General features: G+C 65.3%; 21 protein-coding genes and 1 pseudogene. 13 read left to right on the top strand and 9 right to left on the bottom strand.

Annotated features, from left to right (window positions below; translation table 11 throughout):
* Positions 1-163 precede the first annotated feature (163 nt).
* The 9 genes and pseudogenes from QFZ65_RS16800 (at position 164) to QFZ65_RS19150 (ending at position 9,235) form a co-directional block, all read left to right on the top strand.
* Complete coding sequence (locus QFZ65_RS16800) at positions 164-2,725, top strand: Tex family protein (RefSeq protein WP_373427609.1); 2,562 nt, start codon at positions 164-166, stop codon at positions 2,723-2,725.
* Positions 2,726-2,900: 175 nt separating this feature from the next.
* Positions 2,901-4,295, top strand: a complete 1,395-nt coding sequence (locus QFZ65_RS16795; protein ID WP_306911895.1) for an OFA family MFS transporter — start codon at positions 2,901-2,903, stop codon at positions 4,293-4,295.
* A gap of 1 nt (position 4,296) precedes the next feature.
* On the top strand, positions 4,297-4,428 hold the full coding sequence (locus QFZ65_RS16790) for a hypothetical protein (RefSeq protein WP_306911894.1): 132 nt from the start codon (positions 4,297-4,299) through the stop codon (positions 4,426-4,428).
* A 1,281-nt stretch (positions 4,429-5,709) separates the two neighbouring features.
* A complete protein-coding gene (locus tag QFZ65_RS16785) occupies positions 5,710-5,922 on the top strand; it encodes a recombinase family protein (protein WP_306911893.1) in 213 nt (70 codons plus the stop codon).
* A complete protein-coding gene (locus QFZ65_RS16780; protein ID WP_306912618.1) occupies positions 5,912-6,250 on the top strand; it encodes a recombinase family protein in 339 nt (112 codons plus the stop codon). Before QFZ65_RS16785 ends, QFZ65_RS16780 begins: the two co-directional genes overlap by 11 nt.
* Positions 6,240-6,695 (top strand): annotated as a pseudogene (locus QFZ65_RS19155) (recombinase zinc beta ribbon domain-containing protein); the annotation flags it as partial. The gene QFZ65_RS16780 and the pseudogene QFZ65_RS19155, both read left to right, overlap by 11 nt.
* 36 nt (positions 6,696-6,731) lie before the next feature.
* Positions 6,732-7,121, top strand: a complete 390-nt coding sequence (locus QFZ65_RS16775) for a hypothetical protein (RefSeq protein ID WP_306911892.1) — start codon at positions 6,732-6,734, stop codon at positions 7,119-7,121.
* 666 nt (positions 7,122-7,787) lie between these two features.
* Complete coding sequence (locus QFZ65_RS16770) at positions 7,788-8,642, top strand: hypothetical protein (protein ID WP_306911891.1); 855 nt, start codon at positions 7,788-7,790, stop codon at positions 8,640-8,642.
* 275 nt (positions 8,643-8,917) lie between these two features.
* Complete coding sequence (locus QFZ65_RS19150; protein ID WP_373427608.1) at positions 8,918-9,235, top strand: hypothetical protein; 318 nt, start codon at positions 8,918-8,920, stop codon at positions 9,233-9,235.
* A gap of 56 nt (positions 9,236-9,291) precedes the next feature.
* Here the strand turns inward: QFZ65_RS19150 and QFZ65_RS19145 are convergent, their stop codons facing one another.
* From QFZ65_RS19145 to QFZ65_RS16745, 4 genes are all read right to left on the bottom strand, one after another.
* Entirely contained in the window at positions 9,292-9,993 is a 702-nt protein-coding gene (locus tag QFZ65_RS19145; RefSeq protein ID WP_373427607.1) for a hypothetical protein, read from the bottom strand.
* An 86-nt stretch (positions 9,994-10,079) separates the two neighbouring features.
* A complete protein-coding gene (locus QFZ65_RS16755) occupies positions 10,080-10,844 on the bottom strand; it encodes a YqjF family protein (protein ID WP_306911889.1) in 765 nt (254 codons plus the stop codon).
* 42 nt (positions 10,845-10,886) lie between these two features.
* The gene (locus tag QFZ65_RS16750) at positions 10,887-11,273 is read right to left on the bottom strand and encodes a DUF1622 domain-containing protein (RefSeq protein WP_306911888.1); all 387 of its coding nucleotides are present in this window, start codon (positions 11,271-11,273) and stop codon (positions 10,887-10,889) included.
* 54 nt (positions 11,274-11,327) lie between these two features.
* On the bottom strand, positions 11,328-12,236 hold the full coding sequence (locus QFZ65_RS16745; RefSeq protein WP_306911887.1) for an NAD-dependent epimerase/dehydratase family protein: 909 nt from the start codon (positions 12,234-12,236) through the stop codon (positions 11,328-11,330).
* Between the two features lie 189 nt (positions 12,237-12,425).
* On the opposite strand from QFZ65_RS16745, the gene QFZ65_RS16740 reads away from it, so the two are divergent.
* Both QFZ65_RS16740 and QFZ65_RS16735 read left to right on the top strand, forming a co-directional pair.
* On the top strand, positions 12,426-13,019 hold the full coding sequence (locus QFZ65_RS16740) for a TasA family protein (protein ID WP_306911886.1): 594 nt from the start codon (positions 12,426-12,428) through the stop codon (positions 13,017-13,019).
* A 365-nt stretch (positions 13,020-13,384) separates the two neighbouring features.
* The gene (locus tag QFZ65_RS16735; RefSeq protein ID WP_306911885.1) at positions 13,385-13,915 is read left to right on the top strand and encodes a signal peptidase I; all 531 of its coding nucleotides are present in this window, start codon (positions 13,385-13,387) and stop codon (positions 13,913-13,915) included.
* A gap of 29 nt (positions 13,916-13,944) precedes the next feature.
* On the opposite strand, the gene QFZ65_RS16730 is transcribed toward QFZ65_RS16735, so the two are convergent.
* Complete coding sequence (locus QFZ65_RS16730; protein ID WP_306911884.1) at positions 13,945-15,042, bottom strand: GAF domain-containing sensor histidine kinase; 1,098 nt, start codon at positions 15,040-15,042, stop codon at positions 13,945-13,947.
* A gap of 147 nt (positions 15,043-15,189) precedes the next feature.
* Entirely contained in the window at positions 15,190-16,134 is a 945-nt protein-coding gene (locus QFZ65_RS16725) for a response regulator transcription factor (protein ID WP_306911883.1), read from the bottom strand.
* A gap of 199 nt (positions 16,135-16,333) precedes the next feature.
* Between QFZ65_RS16725 and QFZ65_RS16720 the strand changes: the two genes are divergently transcribed.
* Positions 16,334-16,789 carry a hypothetical protein gene (locus tag QFZ65_RS16720; protein WP_306911882.1) on the top strand — a complete coding sequence of 152 codons (456 nt, stop codon included), beginning with the start codon at positions 16,334-16,336 and terminating at the stop codon, positions 16,787-16,789.
* A gap of 79 nt (positions 16,790-16,868) precedes the next feature.
* Here QFZ65_RS16720 and QFZ65_RS16715 read toward each other — a convergent pair whose 3' ends face one another.
* The gene (locus tag QFZ65_RS16715; RefSeq protein ID WP_306911881.1) at positions 16,869-17,768 is read right to left on the bottom strand and encodes an MSMEG_6728 family protein; all 900 of its coding nucleotides are present in this window, start codon (positions 17,766-17,768) and stop codon (positions 16,869-16,871) included.
* Between the two features lie 144 nt (positions 17,769-17,912).
* On the opposite strand from QFZ65_RS16715, the gene QFZ65_RS16710 reads away from it, so the two are divergent.
* A complete protein-coding gene (locus tag QFZ65_RS16710; protein WP_306911880.1) occupies positions 17,913-18,485 on the top strand; it encodes a hypothetical protein in 573 nt (190 codons plus the stop codon).
* Between the two features lie 122 nt (positions 18,486-18,607).
* Here the strand turns inward: QFZ65_RS16710 and QFZ65_RS16705 are convergent, their stop codons facing one another.
* Both QFZ65_RS16705 and QFZ65_RS16700 read right to left on the bottom strand, forming a co-directional pair.
* A complete protein-coding gene (locus QFZ65_RS16705) occupies positions 18,608-19,285 on the bottom strand; it encodes a transglycosylase family protein (protein WP_306911879.1) in 678 nt (225 codons plus the stop codon).
* 240 nt (positions 19,286-19,525) lie between these two features.
* Positions 19,526-22,150 carry an excinuclease ABC subunit UvrA gene (locus QFZ65_RS16700; protein ID WP_306911878.1) on the bottom strand — a complete coding sequence of 875 codons (2,625 nt, stop codon included), beginning with the start codon at positions 22,148-22,150 and terminating at the stop codon, positions 19,526-19,528.
* Between the last annotated feature and the right edge of the window lie 7 nt (positions 22,151-22,157).

Raw genomic sequence — 22,157 nt, 5'->3', positions numbered from 1 at the left:
CGCTGTTGTGGCCCGCCTGTTGTGGACCTGTAACCGGTGGTGACTGTCGCCGTCGATGTCTTCCTGCCAAGCTATCAAAGCCCTCTGACAATTCGCCCGGGCATCCTCTTGTGACGCCGGGCATTCCTTTCCGGCGCCGCGTGACAGCCGCCGGATGAACGGCATGGGGCAAAATAGCAGGGTGACCCAACACCCGCAGCGCCCCGCCACACCCGCTTCCACGCCGTCGTCGAAGGCAAGTTCCCCCCAGGCCCGGACCCCCACCAAGCAATCCGGCATCGGCGCACCGATCGAGACCCAACTTGCCGCCGAACTCGGAGTGCAGTCGTGGCAGGTCAAGGCTGCCGTGGACCTGCTCGACGCCGGCTCGACGGTGCCGTTCATCGCCCGGTACCGCAAGGAAGCCACCGGCACGCTGGACGATACCCAGCTCCGCGAGCTGGAAGAGCGGCTGCGCTACCTCCGCGAGCTCGAGGACCGCCGGCGTGCCGTCCTGGAAGCGATCGCAGCGCAGGGTGCGCTGACTCCGGAACTGCAGGCCGCCGTCGTCAGTGCCGACACGAAGTCCCGGCTGGAAGACATCTACCTGCCGTTCAAGACCAAACGCCGCACCAAGGCCCAGATCGCCCGTGAGGCCGGCCTGGAGCCCCTTGCGGATGCGCTGCTCAAGCGCCCGGAACTGGATCCGGAGCGCGAGGCGGCCAAGTACCTGAACGCGGAGCACGCCATCGCGGACGCGGCCGCCGCGCTCGCCGGTGCCCGCTCCATTCTGGTGGAGCGCGTCGCGCAGGATGCCGACCTTGCAGCGACGTTGCGGGAGCGGCTGTGGATGCAGGGCCGGATGGTGTCGCGCGTCAAGAAGGGCAAGGAGGCCGAGGGCCAGAAGTTCAAGGACTACTTCGAGTTCTCCCAGCAACCGTCGGGGATGCCCTCACACCGCGTCCTGGCGCTGCTGCGCGGGGAGAAGGACGGGGTGCTGGAGCTCGATCTTGCCGAAGCGGAGCCGGCCGACGACGCCGCCCTGGCCGCTGCCCGCGCCCGGTACGAAGCCGCCGTGGCCAGGTTCCTCGGGGTCGCCGACCGTGGCCGGCCCGCCGACGCCTGGTTGCTGCAGACCGCGCAACTGGCCTGGCGTTCGCGTGTGCTGGCACGGCTGACCGGGGATCTGCGCAGCCGGATGTTCGCCGCGGCCGAGGACGAGGCCGTGCGGGTGTTCGCGGCCAACCTGCGGGACGTGCTGCTCGCGGCGCCCGCCGGAAACCGCGCCACCCTGGGCCTGGACCCGGGGCTGCGGACCGGCGTGAAGGTGGCCGTGGTGGACGGCACTGGCAAGGTGGTCGCGACGGACACCGTCTACCCCCACGCCCCGGCCAGGAAATGGGACGAGGCGCTGCGAACACTCGTAATCCTCGCCCGGAAGCACGGCGTCGAACTCGTGGCCATCGGCAACGGGACGGCGTCGCGGGAGACGGACAAGCTCGCGGCCGAACTCCTCAAGCAGCTGGGCACGGAATCGGGCACCAAGCCGCAGAAGATTGTCGTGTCCGAGGCCGGGGCCTCGGTCTATTCGGCGTCAGCGCTCGCCGCCGCGGAACTGCCGGGCATGGATGTTTCCCTGCGCGGTGCGGTCTCGATCGCGCGGCGGCTCCAGGACCCGCTCGCCGAGCTCGTGAAGATCGAGCCGAAGTCGATCGGCGTCGGGCAGTACCAGCACGACGTCACGGCGGCCAAGCTGGACCGCAGCCTGGACGCGGTGGTCGAGGACTGCGTGAACGCGGTGGGCGTGGACGTCAACACCGCCTCGCCCGCACTGCTGAGCCGCGTGGCCGGCGTCGGGCCGCTCCTGAGCGAGAACATCGTGGCGTACCGGAACGAGCACGGTCCCTTCACCAGGCGAAGTGAACTCAAAAAAGTGCCGCGGCTGGGTGCCAAGGCGTTCGAGCAGTGCGCCGGCTTCCTGCGGATCACCGGGGGAGCGGAGCCCCTCGACGGGTCCAGTGTCCATCCGGAGTCATACCCGGTGGCCCGCAAAATCAAGGCCGCCGCGGGCAGCGGGGCCGGGACGTACTCGGCGCTGAACCCGCAGGACTTCGTGGACGGCTCCGTCGGGCTGCCGACGGTGCGGGACATCATCGCCGAGCTCGAGAAGCCAGGCCGGGACCCCCGTCCGGCCTTCGCGGCCGCGACGTTCTCCGAAGGCATCGAGAAGATCTCGGATCTGGTGCCCGGCATGGTGCTGGAAGGGACGGTGACCAACGTGGCGGCGTTCGGGGCGTTTGTCGACGTCGGCGTGCACCAGGACGGACTCATCCACGTGTCCGCGCTGGCGAACCGCTTCGTCTCAGACCCCCGCGAGGTGGTGAAGTCCGGGCAGGTCGTCCGGGTCAAGGTGCTGGAGGCGGATCCGGAACGGAAGCGCATCTCGCTGACGCTGAGGCTCGACGACGAACCGGCAGGTTCCGCGGGTGCCGCACCTAATTCCGGGGGCCGCGCCGCCGGGGGCAACGGAGGTGGGGGCCGCGCCGGTGCGCGGCAAGTGCAGTCCCAGCAGCCGCAGTCCGGGCAGCCGCAAGCGGCGAAGTCTCAGCCGCGGCAACCGAACACCCAAAAATCACCGGAAAGGCAGCCCCAGCCCCAGCGGCGGTCCACAAAGCCGGGAACCACGCCGTCGCCCGCTAACACGGCGATGGCCGAAGCACTCCGTCAGGCAGGACTGGCCAAGTAGCGCCCCGCCGGTCTTGGCGCCGGCCTCCTGCCGCTTACCGCGGCAGCGCCACCGTTCGGCGCACGCTTAGTACGTCTGCTGAGTATCTGGACCATGATTGCCGTAGGCAACGGCCCGGTTAGGCGCCTTTGCTGTGTCCTGGCACCGCTTTCGCTGACGAGCAAGGGGAACAATCATGGGCTGGTTGGACAGAGAACGAACCATTGCGCCGCCCGGATTCAACCGCTGGCTGGTCCCGCCTGCAGCGCTCGCCGTGCATCTGTGCATCGGCCAGGCGTACGCGACGAGTGTTTACAAGACGGCCTTGGTGAAACACTTCGGCGCCAGCCTCACGGAGATCGGTGTGATCTTTTCCATCGCGATCGTGATGCTGGGGCTCTCGGCGGCCATCATGGGGACCTGGGTGGACACGAATGGCCCGCGCAAGGCGATGTTCACCTCGGCAATGTTCTGGGCCAGCGGCTTCCTGATCGGCTCGCTCGGCATCTTCACGCACCAGCTGTGGCTCGTCTACCTCGGCTACGGCGTCGTGGGCGGGATCGGCCTGGGCATCGGCTACATCTCCCCGGTCTCCACACTGATCAAGTGGTTTCCGGACCGTCCCGGCCTCGCCACGGGCATGGCAATCATGGGGTTCGGCGGTGGAGCCTTGATCGCCAGCCCGGTCTCTACGGCCCTGCTCAAGATGTACGACCCCAACTCCGGCGCCCAGGGCTGGGTGGCCAGCGGCGACTCGGTCGGCAAGCTGTTCCTGACCCTCGCCGTCGTCTACCTGGCCTACATGCTGTTTGGCGCCCTCACCATCAGGGTACCGGCCGAAGGCTGGAGGCCCGCCGGCTTCGACCCCGCCAAGGTCAAGGCGGCCAAGCTGGTGACCACGGAAAACGTCTCCGCCAAGAACGCCGTGAAGACCAAGCAGTTCTGGCTCGTTTGGATCGCGCTGTTCTGCAACGTCACTGCAGGGATCGGGATTCTGGAGCAGGCCGCTCCCATGATTCAGGACTTCTTCCGCAAGTCCGACGGCGTATCACTCGTGAGCGCGACGGTTGCCGCGGGCTTCGTCGGGCTGCTCTCCATTGGCAACATGGCCGGCCGCTTTGCCTGGTCCGCCACCTCCGATATCACGGGCCGCAAGCGCATCTACATGCTTTACCTCGGAGTCGGAGCCGTGCTGTACGTTGTGCTGGCACTGGCCGGGTCGACCACCACTGTTCTCTACGTGGCCCTCGCATTCCTGATCATTTCCTTCTATGGCGGCGGCTTCGCGACAGTGCCGGCGTATCTGCGGGACCTTTTTGGCACCTTCCAGGTCGGCGCGATCCACGGCCGGCTGCTGACCGCCTGGTCTGCCGCCGGCGTCGCCGGACCGCTGATCGTCAACGCCATCCTGGACGCCCAGGGCAAGCCCGGCCAGCTGAACGCCGCGTCCTACCAGCCGGCGCTGCTCACCATGGTGGCGCTGCTGGTGATTGGCTTCGTGGCCAACCTGCTGGTGAAGCCTGTGGACACCAAGTTCCATGAACCCCGCCCCGGCCGTGCCCGTACCGACGAACCCGCTTTGGAGGCTTGAGATGAGTACAGCAAATACTTCAGCTGCTAAACAGTCCACCGGAAGACTCACCGTTGCCTGGGCCCTCGTCGGGGTGCCCCTTGCCTACGGCGTGTACGAGACCCTTACCCGGGTGACTGCGCTGTTCGGGTGACTGCGCTGTTCGGGTGAACGTTGCATTTGGAGGACCTCGGGTGGTCGCCGGCACGCGAATCTTGTGAGGACCACTGGCGGCTGGCTTTAGATGACCACGGGCAGTTGCCTTTATATACGGTTCAAATCAGCGACGACAGCTCCGGAAGGATACCCCACCCATTCGGATTGACCGTTGCGAAAGAGTTCGGAGGCGCGATGCATACACATGTATGCATCCTGATTCGTGGTCTTTCCGTGCGACAGGAGTGCTGCCAGTAATTCACGCCTATCCAGCCTGCGCTCGTCGCCGAGAGCATCGACAAGCACATACGTCCAACGGTGCGTCAGCCCGAATAGGCCCGACCGCTTATGCTCGACCACCCTGAAAAACTTCTCCTGATATGGCATGCGTATCACCCGAATTCGAGGTTGCAGATCCCGACTATAACGGGGCTAACCCTACACGTGCGAAAGTTTTCGGTCTCATGGAGGGCCGCTGGAATACCCGAGGAACCTCGCTTCTCGTTCATCCGTCAATCAGCGAGCAGTCGCCCATACGGATAGTCCACCCACTCGCCCGGAACGCCATCACCGGCCACTGCCTCCGCGCCGCGCATGACCGTCCGATAATCAGCTGGGTAACGGGCGCCCTCCAGCACATCATTGGGATTTACGTTGACTTGAACTTCGCCATCCCGGAATCGAACGTCGTAAGTAAAGTACGTTTTGCCAAATATCAGTGACCGGCGGTTCCTGGTTATCCTCGTTGCTCTTAGATGTATCGGCAATGTCTTTGTCATATGCTTTCCCACTTTGGAATTGGTCGTCAAGATCGATCAAGAAACTCTGGAACGCGCAAATCTGATATGAGTTTGGAAGTCTTGCGGATATACAGGATAACTGTCGACGGCCTTGCGTCCGAGCTGATAGAAGGATGAATCCAGATCACCGCCGATGAGCGCCAGTTGGCTGATGGTGGATCTTTGTAGGGCCGCGCCAACCGCGCGGCCGTTCGTGTGGCGCGTCCCGCAAGCTACGCGGACGGCCGACCGGAGCTGCTCAGGCCGTGACTACGCAGACGGCCGACCGGAGCTGCCTGGCCGTGACTATGCGGTGGCAGGCGGAGCGACGGGTTGGAAGTAGTGGTTGCGGCGGGGTCTTTGGCGGGGGTCGAGGTGTGGGGGTGGGATGAACCAGGGGATCCCGGCCTGGAGTTGGATGGTCCAGTGTTCTTTGTGGATGACGTGGTGGTGGGAGCAGAGCAGGGTTCCGTTGCTGACTGTTTGTTAGTCTGACCCCGATGAATACGCCGCGCTCCGCCGCAATCTACGCCCGTATTTCGTCGGATCATACGGGCGAGGTTTTAGGCGTCACCAGACAGCTCGAGGACTGCCGCAAGCTGGCTGCGGACCAAGGCTGGACCGTGGGTGATGAATATGTCGACAACGACGTGAGCAGCCTACAAGTCAAGCGCAGCGAAACTACGCCCGCAGTATCAGCGGCTGCTGGCTGACCTGGCCGACGGCCACCGCGACGCTGTGATCGTCTACAACCTGGACCGGCTGACACGGCAGCCGATGGAGTTGGAGGAGTTCACTCGTTTGTGTGCACGCGCCGGGGTGACTCAGGTGAAGTCCGTGACGGCTGACATAAATCTCGGCAATGATGACGGGTTGTTCATGGCGCGCATCCTCGCGGCGATCGCTTCCAAGGAGTCAGCGAGGAAATCCGAGAGGCTGAAGAGGAAGGCGCAGCAGCTGGCAGAGCAGGGGATGCCAAACGGGGGCAATTTGCGCCCATTCGGTTACAAAAGGGACCGCAGGACTGTCATTGAGTCCTAGTCGGAGATTCTGCGGCAGATCGTGGCCCGGGTTTCTGTCCGGGGAGTCGTCGCGGTCCATCTGTGTCTGGCTCAACGACCAAAACGTATCCACCAGCGCCGGTGGGCAGTGGCAAACTATGACGCTGAACGCGATGCTGAAATCTGCCAGGATCGCCGGGCTCAGGGAACGCAAGGGAACTGTCGTGGCGGAGGCCGTGTGGGACCCGATTACCACGCAGGATCAACGAGAGCGCATCCTGGCTCACTTCGCCACAAAGAAGCGCAACAATACGAGGGCCCCGCGCCGGTATGTTTTGTCCGGGCTTCTGCGGTGCGGCAAATGCGGCAACAAGCTCTATTCAGCGGTCCGTGTTGATACGCGCCGGTATGTTTGTGCTTCCGGGCCCGACCGGGGAGGTTGCGGCGTCATCACTGTTGTTGCGCCGCCGCTGGAAGAGTTCCTGTGCGATGCCGTCCTAATGCGTCTGGACACTCCTGCGATGTCCGACGCGCTTGCTGGCCGCAGGGCAGCGGACGAACAGCACAGCGCTCTCGTGGCCGACTTGGACGACGACGAGGAACAGATGAAGGTCCTCTCCCAGACGTGGGCGGCAAAGGAGATATCCGTCGGCGAATGGAAAGCCGCCCGTGAACCCATTGAAGCCCGCATCCGGACCCGAAGCCGTCAACTTGCCCACTTGTCCGGATCGAGCAGCCTGGACGGACTCATCGGACACGGCGAAGAACTCCGGGCGAGCTGGGAGACCTTGAATCTCGACCGACAGTCGGCGATTATCAAAGCCGTCCTTGACTACGCCACAATCCTCCCCGGAACCCCAGGGTCACGCTCGCTGGATCCGGCCCGCATTGAACCCGTCTGGCGGCTCTGAGGCCGCGGCGGTACTCCGGCCGCTGGCGCGTCCGTCCGTTCCGGGCGCGGCCCCCAGAAGGACACCGATACGGGCGGTAACGCTAGGATCAGTCACCCGAACGGGGACACCCTGCGCAGCGCAGCTAGCCTCTACCCATGCTGCGAGTCTTTGCCTATTGAGCATCATGCACCCCACTGCGCCCAGATGGCAGGAGCCCCGGCCCAGTCCTCAACATCCTCCGATGACCACTGAGTCACTGGAGGTGCGTTCAGATACTCGGAAGCCGCCTCACCTGGCACTGCTGGATGACCCGTACCTCACCTTTTGCGGAGTGGAGACTTCCTGGCCCTCACGGACGTGGTTCGCTCTGACCGGATGCAAGCGTTGCGCCAAGTCAGCACGGAAAAAGGGGATTGCGGCGATCACCGATGTAGACGGCGATATGTGCCTGATCTAGCGCCGAGTTATGTTGCTATTTCAAGTGAAGCGGCGGCTCCGCCGCCGTTCCTCGTTGAACACGCTCTGCGGGTTACTGGCGCTGCACAGCTGGGAACGATCGGCTCGTATGCTTGACGAATGAGCTCTGGACGACCGGAAATACGAGAAGGCATGAAGAGGCGAGTTCGCCAACGTTGCGGCTTCGGCTGCGTGATTTGCGGAATTCCCGTCTATCACTATGACCACATGGATGAGTACAACATTGTCCAAGAACATGCCGAGGCTAACCTGACGCTACTGTGCGGTTACCACCACGATCTTAAGTCGCGGGGCCAGTTGCCGGTCGAAGTGGTGCGGGCCAAGAACGCTAATCCGCACAACGTGGTTCAAAACAGCACCGCAACGCATTCCCTGTTCTACTTCGCCGACCATGCGGAAATTGTGGCCGGAGGAAACCGCGTTGTCGTCTCGAATCGGAGCGCTTCCGGGGTCAAAATTGACGGTGATAGTCTCGTTGACTTTGAGTTGGTTGAAGGCAACCTCATGCTCAACCTAGACTTTCGGGACCGAGACGGCGCACCCGTACTTACTGTGCGGCAAAATGAATTAGTACACTCCACGCACCTCTGGGACTACGAGTTCACTGGAAAGCAGCTGTCCATTCGGGAGAGAAAAGGGCAGATTTACCTGACGGTTGTCTTCGAGGCCGACAAGCAGCGCGTGGTGATCGAAAAGGGCCTTGTGTCTCACAATGGGGTCGACCTGCTAATCGATCCGCGTGGTCTTTGCATCCTGAATAACCTCATCCTTGTTTCGGGCAGTTCCATCGCAGGAATCGACACGGCCATTTCAGTCGGAGACGGTAGCGGCGGTAGTGGTCCTGCCGCTATGCATTTCGACATCGACCGTGGACCCTATGATCGAGGTGCTGCGATTGTGTGGGCGCGCAAAAGTATGGCTGAGGCCGCCAAACCGCTCCCAAAATATTTGCCGGGGAGCCACCCAAAGTTCTCTGGCAGCCTTAGCCCAGGCAAACCACTGACGTTGATGGCGATCTGCCTCCTGCCCTACCCTTGGGAGCGGTCATCACGTAGAGCCTGACCGGCTGTGTTTAAGCGCCGCAAGGACGCTAATGCTTACTCTCCCGTTGCCCCCACACGACCAAATTAGGGGGCACAATCACAAGTTGTCCCGTTGTCCGTGCCGGTGGTCCCGCCGCGGGACCAGTAGGTGATGTGGTGGGCCTCGCACCGGGGGCGGGGATGGTGCAGCCCTGGTCGCGGGCGGTGAGGGCTTTGCGGATGTGCGGGGGAAAGATCCGTGTGGTCCGGCCGATGTCCAGGATCCGGCCCTCGCTGCCGAGCAGGACGGGGAGGATGTCGGCGTCGCAGGCGATTTTCCGGGCGGTGGAGGCGGTGACGGGGCCGGTGAACAGCAGCGTCCCGGTGCCTTCCGTCCTCCCTGCGCCGGCGTCGGCGCCGTCTGGTGCCGCGCCGGGCCAGGAGGTCGCAATAGCCGATGGTGACCATGACCTGGGGGCGGAGTCCGCCGGTGGCGGGCAGGGACCCCGCGGCGAGGGCAACCTTGCAGCCGCCGACGAGGCCGTCGAGAAGCTTCTGCGCCTGGGACGTCCTCCATCCGTGCTGCGGTTTCCGGGTCGCAGACGTGCCGGACCCGGTCCAGTGCTGCGGTGATGATGCCCGCGGTCCGGGACGAGACCTCGGCTGAGGCGACCGCGGCGCCGAGTTCCTCACGGACAGGGGGCAGCAGCTCCTGGCCGCCGAACCGGGTGCGGGGCAGCAGGTCCCCGGCGAGGGCGAGCCGGCGCCGGGCCTCCGGGGCGCTGATCCGCAACCGGGCCCGCAGGAACTCGGTGGTGTTCTGGTACCCCGTCGTCCACCGCGTTCCCGGTATCCCTGCCGACCGTGGCGTTCCCGTCACCTGCGGCGTCCGAGTCACCCGAGGCAGCCCCGTCACGCACGGCGCCGCGGTCACTCGCGGCGTCCCGGTCGATCGCCGAACCTGTGCCGCCCGGTAAGGCCGTCATGTCTGCGGCCCGGATGCTGTCGTCCGGCGTTCCCATCGTGCTGTCGGCAACTGCAGAAGCACCCCGGCTCTGTGCAGCCGGGCTTCCGGCGGCAGGGGTGTCGCGCCAGCCGGTGGTCCAGCCGGTGGTTCCGGAGCCTGTGCCGGCCGTGGCTATGTCTTGTTTCCGTGTCCGGTCCACGGCGCCGGCCGCGAGGAGCTGCAGATACTCCGTGGCCCGGGACAGTTCCTCCACCTTGCCGGCGAAGTCGGACGCGGCCCCGAATCCCCAGGACGCCGCGTCAGCTACCGCCGTCGAGCTCGCGCTCCGGAGCAGCGCGAGGGCCTCGTCCACAGCCGAATCCACGGACCGGCTTCTGGCCTGGTCAGCGTCCGCAAGCGGGAGGAAATCCCTGACGGCTTCCATACCCACACGCTAATACTTGGCTCCGACATTTTTAGCGACGACCGATACGTTCAGGTCCCGGTTGCGCAGCCACCATCAAGCTGCTTTCACACTCGCCGATCGACAACGCGCGGCCGCCCGAACTGCGTGTGCACCCCTGGGGAAAACAGGACGGACTCCGGCGGCCCCGTGACGCTGATGCCGGTGGCGGCAACGAGCTGGTCCTCAAGCCGGGTCAGTCGCGCGCGATACAACGGCCACGCGCCGTGTGTGTTGGGGATGTACAGGGTTCGGTCCAAGAGGCGATTATGCAGGCCAAACCGGGCTGTGACGTGGACGGAGAGCGGGTCTGTGGCGCCGGCGTCGAGGTCAGGAATCACAGTGAAAGAGCTCCGGGCGCCGGCCCGGAACCGCCTCACGGTGTACCCGACGGAGTCCGAGGCATCGAGGGTGCACCCCGTCCGCGACCAAACATACGGGATTCCGGCCGCGCGCGCCGCCAGCACCACCGCCAACCGGGAAGCGTCCAGGCTCAGGAACACAACACCCCGCGTGCCGTCGGGTTCCCTGGAGTAGAGGCGGACATTGATCTCATTGAAGTTGCCGAGGTATGGGACGCCCGGCCCGCGACCCAGCCCTGCTCCGTGCATCCGGAAACCGATCAGCCCCACCCACGAGGACCCGTCAAATTCGTCTGCGATGACGCCCGAAGGCATATACGCCGCGGCGACGGCTTGAGGGATGCGCCAATGCAGGAATACGGCATCCAACCATCGTTGGTCCATGATGGCCGGGGACGGGAGCTCCGGGGCAGCCGGCCAGGGATCGCCGCCTACAGAGGGATCACGGCCTTTAGGCTGAAGCCTGCTCATTGCCTGAGCCTAACGTGACCCCACGACGCCCGAAAGGGGTCTTCAGCTCGCGGCTGCCGCCGTCGGGCGCTCGGGCTCCTTCTGCCAGGGCCAGCGTCCGGTGATCTCCAGCTCAAGCGAGAAGCTCAGGAACGTCCTGATGAGCACGATAATGGCCAGCACACCGACACTCTCAAACGTCGGGGTGACGGCAACGGTCCGGATGATGTCGGCCGCCACCAAGAGCTCGAGGCCCAACAGAATCGAGCGACCCAGCAGCTGGCGGTAGGAACGGTAGACGGAAAGCGGTTCGGATCCGGCCGGCATGCGCCGCGGCTGGAATCCGCGCAGAGCCAACACGAGTGACACGACGGCGCCGACCACCATAACCGTTACTCCGGCGAGGTCCATATAGCGGCCGACGTTCTCGATGAGGTGCTGAAAATCCATGGGTTCCTTTGAGATTTGGCCAGTGAGAGTGCAAGCGGGGGTAGCGCAAGCAGGCTAGGGATGACGCACGCCGACGCCGGCAAGGATGTCGCGGTAACCCTCACGGAAGCTCGGGTACTGGAACTCAAAACCGGTGCTTCTAAGCAGCGCATTGCAGCAGCGCTTGTTGCCGCCCCGTGCCGGCTCCCCGCCTGCCTTGGACCCGACGGCGTCCCCGCCCGCCTGGGCATCCACGCCAGCGGACGACGCCGGACGGGGGAGCCCCAGCTCGACCGACAGGAAGGTCAGCACCTCGCCCAGCTCCGCCGGGTCGTCATCCACTCCCAGGTACATGGGCGCGGGAACCGCGTCCATGGAGCACAGCTGGACGATTGCGGCAGCCGCGTCGTCGCGGTGGATGCGGTTGGTGTAGCGCGGTTCCGCCGGGATCACGGCTGTCCCGCTGCGCACTTGGTCGATCAGCCGGGTTCGGCCAGGGCCGTAAATGCCGCCGAGTCGCAGGGCGATAGGAGTCATACCTGCGCCGTGCAACCGCTCGAACAGCAATTCCTCCGCCTCACGCATGATGCGGCCAGAGAACCCGCCGGGTTCCGGCGTCGTGCTTTCATCGATCCAGCCACCGGCGGCGTCACCGTAGACGGCCGTGGAGGAGACGAACAGGACCCGGCCGACGCCGGCCTCGGACGCCAGTACGGCATCCAGCACATGGGACAGCCCGTCGACATACGCGGCCCGGTAGGCGTTCTCCGTGGGGGACTGCGCCGCGACGGCCACGACGACGGCGGAAGTGCCGGCCGGGATGGGCGGCAGGTTGCCAGCGCTCAAGTCAGCCGCTGCCCCTTCGATGGCGGGCGGAAGGTTAGCGGGCGAACGCCGCCAGCCCACCACACGGTGGCCCACGGCGGCAAAACGCAGCCCGGCCTCGGTGCCGAGATCGCCGCAGCCGGCCAGGAGAACAGTCATAGGACCCAGTCTGCCAGCTTTCCACGAGCCACCTGGACGCGGCTTGAGGGAATCTTGCATTGATCTTGTTTAGGGCAGAAGCATTGCCTTGAAGGACTCCGGGCATCGTTGGGAGGGTCAGCCAACGGGGCTGACTGCAGAACTACCTCGACCGGCCGACGATGGCCGGCACCATGAAAAGGATGTTCGATGGGTCTCAACCTCAAGTCCACGTCCAGCAAGGTCCTTGCCTCCGCCATCCTCCTGACCGCGGCCGCCGCTGTCGCAGGGCTGGGCACCTACGGCGACTTCACGTCCACGACAGTGGCGTCTGCCACCGTCAACGCGGGCACTGTAAAACTTCAGGCCGGCGACGGCCAGGTGACATTCTCTGCCGACGGAATGATCCCCGGGGACTCCATGCAACGCACCTTCAAGCTGTCCAACGACGGCAACACGGATCTGGCCAGCATCATCCTGACGTCCTCGGCGGCGGCGTCGCTCCTGACGACCGGGGAGAACGGGCTGACAATGGCGATCGACAGCTGCCCTGTCGAGTGGACTGCAAGTCCTGCGGGCAGCAATGTCTTCACGTGTGCTGCTCCCGTCGCCGTACTCAAGTCGCAAGCTGCCACCTTCAGTGGCGTCTCCCTGACACCCCTCGCATCCCTCAAAGCCAAGGCTGGAGACAACCTCCGGGTGACCCTTACTCTTCCAGGGCAGGCAGACGATAGGTACCAAGGTCTGCGGGCCACCATCGCCCTAAAGTTTGACGCGGTCCAACGCCTCGCGACCAGCAAGTAGTCTTTTTCAGAACTTCGGTCCAGCCCGGAGCCGGTTGGATTGGACCCTGGTTTGTTCGCACCGCTTATCCGTACCGGCTGTATCCGTACTTTTAACATCGGCAGGGGGAACTTTCTGTGACTACCGTCATCAATCCGAGTCCCAGGGATTCCCTCGGGCTCGGCTCGGTCAGCGACGCGCCCCGGGACCTGCCATTCGTGGCAGCTCCGCCCCGGCCGGCTCAGCCCCGGCCCGCCCCCAACCGGGGCCCACGGTCACGTCAAGCAGCCGGCGTGGACCCGAGGGTCGCCTCGAACTCCAGATGGCGCTCGGCGTCGAAGTTTGGAGTCGCGGCCGGGCGTACGGCTTTCACAGGTTTCCTGGTTTTGGCCGCCCTGCTGTTCTTCTTCCTCGCCATTGGGCCACGTGTCCTGAACTACCAGACCTCCACGATGCTCACCGGAAGCATGTCGCCGGGAATCAACCCGGGCGACGTCGTGGTCAGCGTGAAGACGCCCGTGTCGGAGCTAGAAGTTGGCGATGTCATTACCTACAGCATTCCGATTGATGATCGCCGGGTCGAAACCCACCGCATCACGAGCATCCAACGCAGCGATGCTGGCGTGACAACGGTGACCACGAAAGGTGACGCGAACCCTACGCCGGATCCGTGGGCTGCAGTGCTGGGCGAGGATTATGTGTACACCCAGGCCGGCGTCGTTCCCCACCTTGGCGACGTCATCAGGGCCTTGCGTCAGCCGTTGGTGCAACCGCTCATTATGTACGGCGGATCAGCACTGCTCGTCGTCGTACTTCTGACATCCATCTGGGGGAAGCCCGCCGACGCCGGCAGTTCGGCGCCCGCAAAAGCCGGCAGTTCTGCAACCACAAAAAACACAGGCACCGATTCGGATTGAGGGGGCTTGGCGCCCCCTTCCGCCGACCGTCAGTCGGTGGCAGCCAGAGAAGGCAACCTGAGGGACACGGTGGTTCCGCCGTCGGGGCTGGTTCTGACCTTCAAGTGGCCGCCGTGGGCGTCGGCGATCCGGACGCATGTCGCCAGCCCCAACCCGGAACCGGGAGGGTCGCTGTCGCGGTGTAAGCGCACCAGGGGCTCTGTGACGCGGGACTGTTCCTCCACCGGGATGCCCTTGCCGTTGTCCGTCACCTGCACTTCAACGTCCTCGCCGACGGCCTCGGCGGTGACCAGAATTCTCGGTGGGACGTCCGGGCGACGGTAGGCCACAGCGTTATGGATGAGGTTTTGCAGGAGCTCGCGCAGTTGGTCGGGATCGGCTTGCAGGACAAAGTCTGACACTTCAACTTCCGCCCCTGTCTCCTGCAGCGACGCGGCCAGATCCTCCTCCACCTCCCGGACCAAAGCAGCGAGTGACACTGGCTGGAGGCGGAGCGCCCCGCCGATGCGTGAAAAGGACAAGATGTCGTCCAGCATGGCCAGCATTCGGCGCGAGGTCCTGCCGATCACGCCGTACTCCGCGGCGTTCGGACCGCTGTGCAGCTCGCCAAGTTCAGTGAACCCGATGATGCTCGTCAGCGGGTTGCGCAAATCATGGCTGATGCGCCCGGCGAAGGATTCGAGCAGCTCGTTGCTCTTCCGTGCTTCCGCCAGGCTGCGGGCCAGCATGCGGGCGTGACGTTGGAGCTCAAGTACCTCCACGGCCTGCGACGCAATGATTTCCAGCGCGGTCTTCTTCTCCGGCGATAGCTGGCCGGGTGACGCCGAAGAGACACACAGCGACCCGAGCACGAAGCCGTCGGCAGTGCTGAGAGGAACTGATGCGTAGAACCGGACGGAGGCCAGCTGCCCGGTCACCAACGGATGGTCATGGAAAAGGGGATCCTGCGATGCGTCCGGCACCACTGTGGTTTCGCCGCTGAGAAAAACCCGGTCGCACATGGACAGCTCACGGGAGCAAACGCCCGGGTCAATCCCTACCGTGGCGATGTGGTGCTGCTCGTCGGGCGTGATGATGTTGATGGCCCCGTAGGGAACGCCGGTCATGGTGGTGGCAAGGATCAGCAATTTGCGGAGCTGCCCTACCGCATCCGGGACCTGTGCATCCGTTCCCGGGTCTGGCGCTTCCAGGCCCGGCAGTCCGTACTCCGCCAGTACTGACCGTCGCTCCTTACGGTCCTCAGCCTTTGCCGCGGAATGCGGCGACGCAGACAGTTACACCACCACTTCCGCGGGGGCCATCCGGTATCCGACGCCGCGTACTGTGCGGATAAACCGCGGTTCGCGGCCCTTGTCACCGAGTTTCCTGCGCAGGTTGCCGATGTGGACCTCCACGAGATGCTCGTCCATCGGCCATTCCGTGCCCCATACCTTGGTCAGGAGAGCCTTGCGGGTCCACACCCGCCGTGGCGCGCCGACGAGTGCCTCGAGAAGGTCAAACTCGGTGCGTGTCAGGACCAGTTCGACGCCGTCCAAGGAGGCGGAACGGCCCTCGGCTTCGACCACCAGGGGACCGTGCCGAACTACGCCGGTGGCATCGCTTTGCCGGCGGCCGAATCCAGCAACTAAGCCGGGTTCGGCCGGGGAGTTCCCCGGCGTCGTGGAGGCGACATCGTCCGCTCGGCGCCGAGGCAGCGCGGGGGCCTCAGAGGAGGAGTCGGTGTGGCGCGGGACATCGGTGGACCGGCGGAGCGGCGTTGCCGTGTCGCCAGCCACGTTGGCGGCGGCACGGGGCATGAAATCCGTTGCGCGGCGAAGAGGCGTAGGGCGTTGCGGCGTGGGACGGTGGCGGCGCAATACTGCTGTCACGCGAGCCTGGACGCCGCGGGGGCTGAACGGCTTGCTGATGAAATCATCGGCGCCGGTTTCCAGGCCCATCAATTCATCGATTTCATCTGACCTGGCCGTGATCATGAGGACGTAGGCGTCGGAGAATTTGCGCAAGCGGCGGCATACTTCCACGCCGTCCAAATCAGGAAGGTTGAGGTCCAAGGTCACCACGTCGGGGAGGTTGTTTTGGATGCTCAGAAGCGCTTCGGCGCCGGAGTCAGCCTCGAAAACTTCGAACCCTTGCATCTCGAGCGTCTTGCGAACCAGCAGACGAATGTCTGCATCGTCATCGACGACGACGGCGCGGAGCCGCCCCAGCGAACCAACCATAACCCCAGCTTCAAAGACGAACGAGACCTAGCGCCACAGGCACCCCACGTGCCCCTGTCCCACCAACCTCACGCGTCACAGTGGCTACAGGCTAACACGCTTTCTTGAGTGAACGTTGAGGCTTTCCCTAGCTTTGTCCTGAAGCGGAGATGCCAGAGTAAAAGCACGAAGATCAACCGCTGCGAAAGAAAGCGCGCCAGTGAACCTCGCCAAGGCCACTCCGGCAGCCCCCAAGGCCCCCTCCGCTCTTGTGATGCGGCTGCGGGGACCGTTGGCTGTTCTCGTCGCCGTGGCCCTGATGCTGGGCGTTCCTAGCCTGGCCAACGCCGCCTTCACATCCCGCACCACCGCGACAGTCAGCGCCGGAACCTACAAGATTCCCGCCCCGGCATCCATCAACGGGACATTGCAGTGCACGACGAACGGCCAGACGATGGGCGCGACAATCAAATTCACGGAATTCGCGAAAGTTGCCCGCGCGACGGGGTATACGGCGACACTGAAGGGTCCGGGCGGAGTTGCGACGATGCCGGTCGCGGCCGGGGCCACCATCCAGATGTCTGTCTCCGGCAGTGCGGGTACATACACGTTCAGCCTGGTGGCACGGGTAGGCTCCTGGACCGGCACGCCCTTGGAGCAATCCGTCACCTGTTGAGCGTCGGCGACCTCGCGGGCATTAGCTCGGCCCTGAACCTCGCCCGCCCCCGTGGGAGCCCCCGCCCCAGGCCTCCCCGTTACGGTGCGGGAACCGGGAAGAAGGTCCGCGGGTCCTGCAGCAGCGCCGGGTAATCAAAGGCCGAGCGGTCCACAATCTCGTCCACGTGGAAGGTGCGGGCGAACTGGCCGTCCACGGTGATCGGGCGGCCCAGGACCTTGCCCACGGCAAAGGAGCGTCCGCCGTCGACCGGGATGGCCACCAGGGAGTTGCCGGGAAGGGTGGTGAACGCCTCTTCCTGGTGCAGGCGTTTCCGGCTGGGCTTCTTGACGAGTTGCTTCGGCGGCAGCTTCCGCTGCTTGGCCGGGCGCCGCGAGCCTGAATCGGCATAGACGAACTGGTATTCATCGTCCGCGGCCGCCGCCTTGGTGCCCCCCACCGGAGGCAGGCTGATGGTTTTCAGCTGCTCAGGATCGGTGTCTCCGAGTGGAAGCCGCAGAACCCACATACGATCCCCGGCGGGTTCTTCGGGCAGCAGCTCCAGCCGGGGCTCCGGCCAGACGTAGTCCAGGTCCGCTTCTGTATCCGGGAACAAAGCGGAGTAGAAGTGCGGGTCCTTCGTGACCAGCTTGGAGCGGTGGCTCAAGTGGAAATCAGGGTCACCGAGCCAGTGTGGCATCGGAATTTTGGCGGCATAGTCCGGATGGGCTGCCTGGGGCGCGAACTCCATGATCTTGTCCCGCGTAGTGTCCTCGCCGCCCCGGGCCGTCCACTCGTCCACCATCGCCAGGCCGTAGAGGGTCAGCGCGGGCACATGTCCCATCCACATCCGGACAGCCGGGTGCGACTGCCAGCCATACTGCGGAATCACCAGCGCACGCAGGACTTGCAGGGCTTCAACGCGCTGCTTGCCGAGACGCGCGCGGTCCAAAACCGCCGCGCTCTGCTGGAAATCCGGGAAGGGGAGAAAAGTCTGCATCTCTCCAGTTTGGGGCCCCGGAGCGATTGCGCCAATTGCAGGCTTTGCTGGTGACTCTGTTCACATTTCGGAACCGGGCAGACAGGGGCGTCCGAGAGCGGATAAAATAACATGGACAAGCCCCGCCGCCCCGGAAGACACGCCATGAACACTGCAGTTTCGGCGCCGTTCGCGCCCAAGTACGGACAAATGCTCAGCCCCGAAGCGAACGGCATCCTGGTGCTGGAGGAATTCACGATCGATCCGGAAGCCGCACGCAAGGAGCAGCACCGGCTCCGGGCAGCCATGGCTTCGGTGGCCCTCACGATGCGCCGGCTGCTTGCGCTCCGTCTGTTCATCGCGGTGGTGGCGATCGCCAACCTGCCACTCTTCCTGCTCTCCAGCGGCTGGGAAATCTACGTCATCTCGTTGGCATTGGTGGTTGCGGTGCATGCTGCTGTGTCCTGGCTGAACCGCCACGAGCCGCGCATCAAGCAGCGCCGGATGCTTGAACTGCACTTGCACCGGGAGCAGAGTGCGAACTACCGCAAGGTCCGTGACGCCGTGAAGTACGTCATTGATGCGCCGGGGCGCATGAATGAGAACCTCTACCTTGAGCTTCTTGCCGCCAAGCGGGTGGCCCTCCACCTCGCCATGGGCACTGTTGCCCTCCTCGACACCAGCGACGACGCCGCCTGGAAGGTCCGGATCATCCGCGAGATACCGCGCGCCGCCTGATCTCGTCCTCACGACGCCGGAAGTTTTCAGACGCCCGAAGTCGTCAACCACGACGCCGGAGCTCTCCCCTTTGGGGGACTGCTCCGGCGTCGTGGTTTAAGGAGCGCCTCTAGCCGGACGGGCTACGCGGGAAGGTTCAGAACCTGGCCCGGGAACACCAGGTCCGGGTTGCTGATGGTGGCGGTGTTGGCGTCGGCCAGCTGCTGCCACCCTCCGGCGATGTTGAGCTTGGAGGCAACCTTGCTCAGGGTGTCGCCGCTCTGGACGGTGTACGTCTCGCCGCTCAGGGGGACGGCCGCAGCGTGGCGGGCTGCCGGGGCGGCGGCCTTGGGGGCCGCCTGAGGGGCAGTTGCCTGAGCCGCAGGGGCCTTGGCTGCGGGGGCCTTGGCCGCCGGAACCTGGGCCGGCGTCCGTGCTGCGGGAGCTGCCTGCGCGGCAGGGCTTCCGGACAAGCCGAGCTTTGCAGAGCAGGAGGGCCACGCCCCCCAGCCCTGGCTCGCCTGGACCCTCTGGGCGACGGCGATCTGCTGCTCGCGGCTGGCGTTGGCTGCGGATCCCGTACCGCCATAAGCCGCCCAGGTGCTGGGGCTGAACTGCAGCCCGCCCGCGTAGCCGTTTCCGGTGTTGATGGCCCAGTTGCCACTGCTTTCGCACTGGGCCAGGGAATCCCAGACGTCAGTAGCGGTGGAACCGGGGACTGCCGCGTTGGCCGATGCGGCGGAGAGCGCAACACCGGCGAGCGAGACCGCCGCGAAAGTGATGCCGCGGCGCGCTGCAGTGCTGTACGTGGATTTTTTCATGGTGACAGCTGCTCCTGAGGGCCACCGGCGCTCGGTCCGTCCCCGGACGTTGTCGCGCTACTGCCCGCCCCGTGACAAATAGAGGTCATTACGGTGTCCGCCGGTCGGGCAGTATCTGGTGGTGGCGGCACCGGGCACTTAATACCCGAGATCGGGCATGGACCTAAGGCTAAGGCAGGACGCCGCCGTTATCAAGTCGTGATATTAAGGCTGTTCTGCCGGACAATGAACATCGCGTTGTCAGTTGCTCAGCAGCGCGGCCAGATAAGGCGCCGTCCGGCTTGTTTTGGAACGGGCGACGGCGGCAGGGGTCCCGACGGCGACAATCTCACCCCCGGCATCGCCACCGGCAGGTCCCAGATCGATCACCCAGTCCGCCGCAGCCACCACATCCATCTCGTGCTCGACCACGATGACGGTGTTGCCCGCATCCACCAGGCGGTGAAGCTGGGCCATCAGCAGCTGGACGTCGGCCGGGTGCAGCCCCGTGGTGGGCTCGTCCAGCAGGTAGAGCGAGTGGCCGCGCTGGGCACGCTGCAGTTCGGTGGCGAGCTTGATGCGTTGGGCTTCGCCGCCGGAGAGTTCGGTTGCCGGCTGGCCGAGACGGAGGTAACCGAGTCCCACCTCGCGCAAGGTCTGCAGGCTTCGTGCGGCTGCGGGCACGCCCTCGAGGAAGTCCGCGGCAGCATTGACCGTCATGCCCAGCACGTCGGCCACGTTTTTGCCGCGGTAGGTCACCTCGAGGGTTTCCGGGTTGAAGCGCGAGCCATGGCATTCCGGGCAGGGGCCGTAACTGCCGGGCAGGAACAGCAGTTCGACGGCGACGAAGCCTTCACCCTGGCAGGTTTCGCAGCGCCCGCCAGCAACGTTGAAGGAGAAGCGGCCGGCACCGAAGCCTCGGGCCCTCGCCTCGTCCGTGGCCGCGAATTCCTTGCGTACTGCCTCGAAGAGGCCGGTGTAGGTGGCGAGGTTGGACCGCGGCGTTCGGCCGATCGGCTTCTGATCAACCCGGACAAGCCGGTCCAGCTGGTCCAGGCCGGATACCGGACCGACCGCCAGAGGCTCGGCGAGCTCGGCTGCGCCGGCTTCGAGCGCCGCCGCGTCGTCGTCGGCCAGCACGTCGTCGTCGTCGACCGTCGTTGCCGCCGCCCCTGCCGCGTCGGGCGTAACGCCGGACTCCGGATGAAGGCGCGCCCCGACGACTTCGGCAAGGACCTGGCTGACCAGCGTGGACTTTCCCGAGCCGGACACGCCGGTGACCGCCGTCAGCACACCGAGAGGGAATTCGGCGTCGAGCTCGCGCAGGTTATGGCGGGTGATACCGCGCAGCTCAAGCCAGCCGGCGGCTTTCCGGGGGCTGCTGCCCAACGGGCGGAACCCTGAAGACACGGCGCCATCCCGGTCGGCACCATCCGGGAACAGGAACGGCCGGGTCACGGACGCGTCCACGTCGGCCAGGCCGGCGACAGGTCCGCTGTAGAGCACTTCGCCGCCGCCCTCGCCGGCGCGGGGGCCCACGTCCACGAGCCAGTCGGCCCGCCGGACGATGTCCATGTTGTGCTCCACGACGAACACGGAGTTGCCGGAGGACTTGAGCTGGTCCAGGACCGCGAGGAGGGGCTCGGCGTCGGCCGGGTGCAGGCCAGCGGAGGGCTCGTCCAGCACATAGATGACGCCGAAAAGTCCGGAGCGGAGCTGGGTCGCGATCCGGAGCCGCTGCATTTCGCCGGGGGAGAGGGTGGGGGTGGACCGGCCCAACGCCAGGTAGCCGAGGCCGAGGTCCAGCAGGACGGTGACGCGTTGGAGCAGGTCGCGGGTGATGGCGACGGCCACCTCGTTGCCCTCGCCGGAGGACTGCTTGCGCGAGGCGGTCCCCGCGGCCGTCAGTTCGGTGGTGGGGCGGATGATCTCCGCCAGTTCGCTCATGGGGACGGCGTTGAGCTCGGCGATCGTCCTTCCGGCGAACGTCACGGCGAGCGCTGCCGGGGTAAGGCCGCTGCCGCCACACCGCGCGCACGGACCGGTTTCCATGAAGCGCAGCACACGCTCGCGCATGGTGTTGCTTTTGGAGTCGGCAAGGGTGTGGAGGACGTAGCTCCGGGCGCTCCAGAACCGGCCCTTGTACGGCTTGGCGACGCGGTCGCGCTGCGGCGTTACTTCCACCACGGGCTGTTCCTCGGTGAAGAGGATCCAGTCGCGCTCTTTCTTGGGCAGCTTCCGCCAGGGTGTGTCGACGTCGTACCCCAGATGGGTGAGGATGTCGCGCAGGTTCTTGCCCTGCCAGGCCCCGGGCCACGCCGCGATGGCGCCGTCGCGGATGCTGAGCGAGGTGTCCGGAACCAGGGACGCCTCGGAGACCGTGTGCGCGATGCCGAGCCCGTGGCACTCCGGACAGGCGCCCGCTGCGGTGTTGGGCGAGAATGCGTCCGAGTCCAGCGGGGCGGCGCCGTCCGGATAGCTGCCGGCGCGCGAGTAGAGCATGCGCAGCGAGTTGGACAGGGTGGTGAGCGTGCCGACGGTGGAACGCGAGCTCGGGGTACCCCGGCGCTGTTGGAGAGCGACGGCGGGAGGCAGCCCCGTGATGGCCTCCACCTTGGGATTGTGTCCCTGCTGGATGAGCCGGCGGGCGTAGGGCGCTACGGATTCGAAGTAGCGGCGCTGCGCCTCGGCGTAGATGGTGCCGAAGGCCAGGGACGACTTGCCGGAGCCGGACACCCCGGTGAACGCGACGATCGCGTCCCGGGGCACGTCCACGTCCACATTGCGCAGGTTGTTCTCCCGTGCGCCGCGGACGCGGACGAAGCCATCGCCGGTGGAATCGAGGGTCAAAGTCGCAAGATCGGAGGCACGCTGGTCAATAGGCATTGGTTCG

The sequence above is a fragment of the Arthrobacter sp. B3I9 genome, from assembly GCF_030816935.1.
In the GTDB taxonomy this organism is placed as follows: Bacteria; Actinomycetota; Actinomycetes; order Actinomycetales; family Micrococcaceae; genus Arthrobacter.
Note: the sequence above shows the minus strand (reverse complement) of the source record. Positions and strands in the feature narration are given on the sequence as shown.

Excerpts from the sequence above, each read along its gene's own strand:
- QFZ65_RS16785 (WP_306911893.1), top strand. The coding sequence starts at position 5,710 with ATGAATACGCCGCGCTCCGCCGCAATCTACGCCCGTATTTCGTCGGAT.
- QFZ65_RS16775 (WP_306911892.1), top strand. The coding sequence starts at position 6,732 with ATGTCCGACGCGCTTGCTGGCCGCAGGGCAGCGGACGAACAGCACAGC.
- QFZ65_RS16745 (WP_306911887.1), bottom strand. The coding sequence starts at position 12,236 with ATGACTGTTCTCCTGGCCGGCTGCGGCGATCTCGGCACCGAGGCCGGG.
- QFZ65_RS16790 (WP_306911894.1), top strand. The coding sequence starts at position 4,297 with ATGAGTACAGCAAATACTTCAGCTGCTAAACAGTCCACCGGAAGACTC.
- QFZ65_RS16770 (WP_306911891.1), top strand. The coding sequence starts at position 7,788 with ATGGATGAGTACAACATTGTCCAAGAACATGCCGAGGCTAACCTGACG.
- QFZ65_RS16755 (WP_306911889.1), bottom strand. The coding sequence starts at position 10,844 with ATGAGCAGGCTTCAGCCTAAAGGCCGTGATCCCTCTGTAGGCGGCGAT.
- QFZ65_RS19150 (WP_373427608.1), top strand. The coding sequence starts at position 8,918 with ATGTCGGCGTCGCAGGCGATTTTCCGGGCGGTGGAGGCGGTGACGGGG.
- QFZ65_RS19145 (WP_373427607.1), bottom strand. The coding sequence starts at position 9,993 with ATGGAAGCCGTCAGGGATTTCCTCCCGCTTGCGGACGCTGACCAGGCC.
- QFZ65_RS16705 (WP_306911879.1), bottom strand. The coding sequence starts at position 19,285 with ATGAAAAAATCCACGTACAGCACTGCAGCGCGCCGCGGCATCACTTTC.
- QFZ65_RS16715 (WP_306911881.1), bottom strand. The coding sequence starts at position 17,768 with ATGCAGACTTTTCTCCCCTTCCCGGATTTCCAGCAGAGCGCGGCGGTT.
- QFZ65_RS16725 (WP_306911883.1), bottom strand. The coding sequence starts at position 16,134 with ATGGTTGGTTCGCTGGGGCGGCTCCGCGCCGTCGTCGTCGATGACGAT.
- QFZ65_RS16710 (WP_306911880.1), top strand. The coding sequence starts at position 17,913 with ATGAACACTGCAGTTTCGGCGCCGTTCGCGCCCAAGTACGGACAAATG.
- QFZ65_RS16740 (WP_306911886.1), top strand. The coding sequence starts at position 12,426 with ATGGGTCTCAACCTCAAGTCCACGTCCAGCAAGGTCCTTGCCTCCGCC.
- QFZ65_RS16800 (WP_373427609.1), top strand. The coding sequence starts at position 164 with ATGGGGCAAAATAGCAGGGTGACCCAACACCCGCAGCGCCCCGCCACA.
- QFZ65_RS16700 (WP_306911878.1), bottom strand. The coding sequence starts at position 22,150 with ATGCCTATTGACCAGCGTGCCTCCGATCTTGCGACTTTGACCCTCGAT.
- QFZ65_RS16795 (WP_306911895.1), top strand. The coding sequence starts at position 2,901 with ATGGGCTGGTTGGACAGAGAACGAACCATTGCGCCGCCCGGATTCAAC.
- QFZ65_RS16750 (WP_306911888.1), bottom strand. The coding sequence starts at position 11,273 with ATGGATTTTCAGCACCTCATCGAGAACGTCGGCCGCTATATGGACCTC.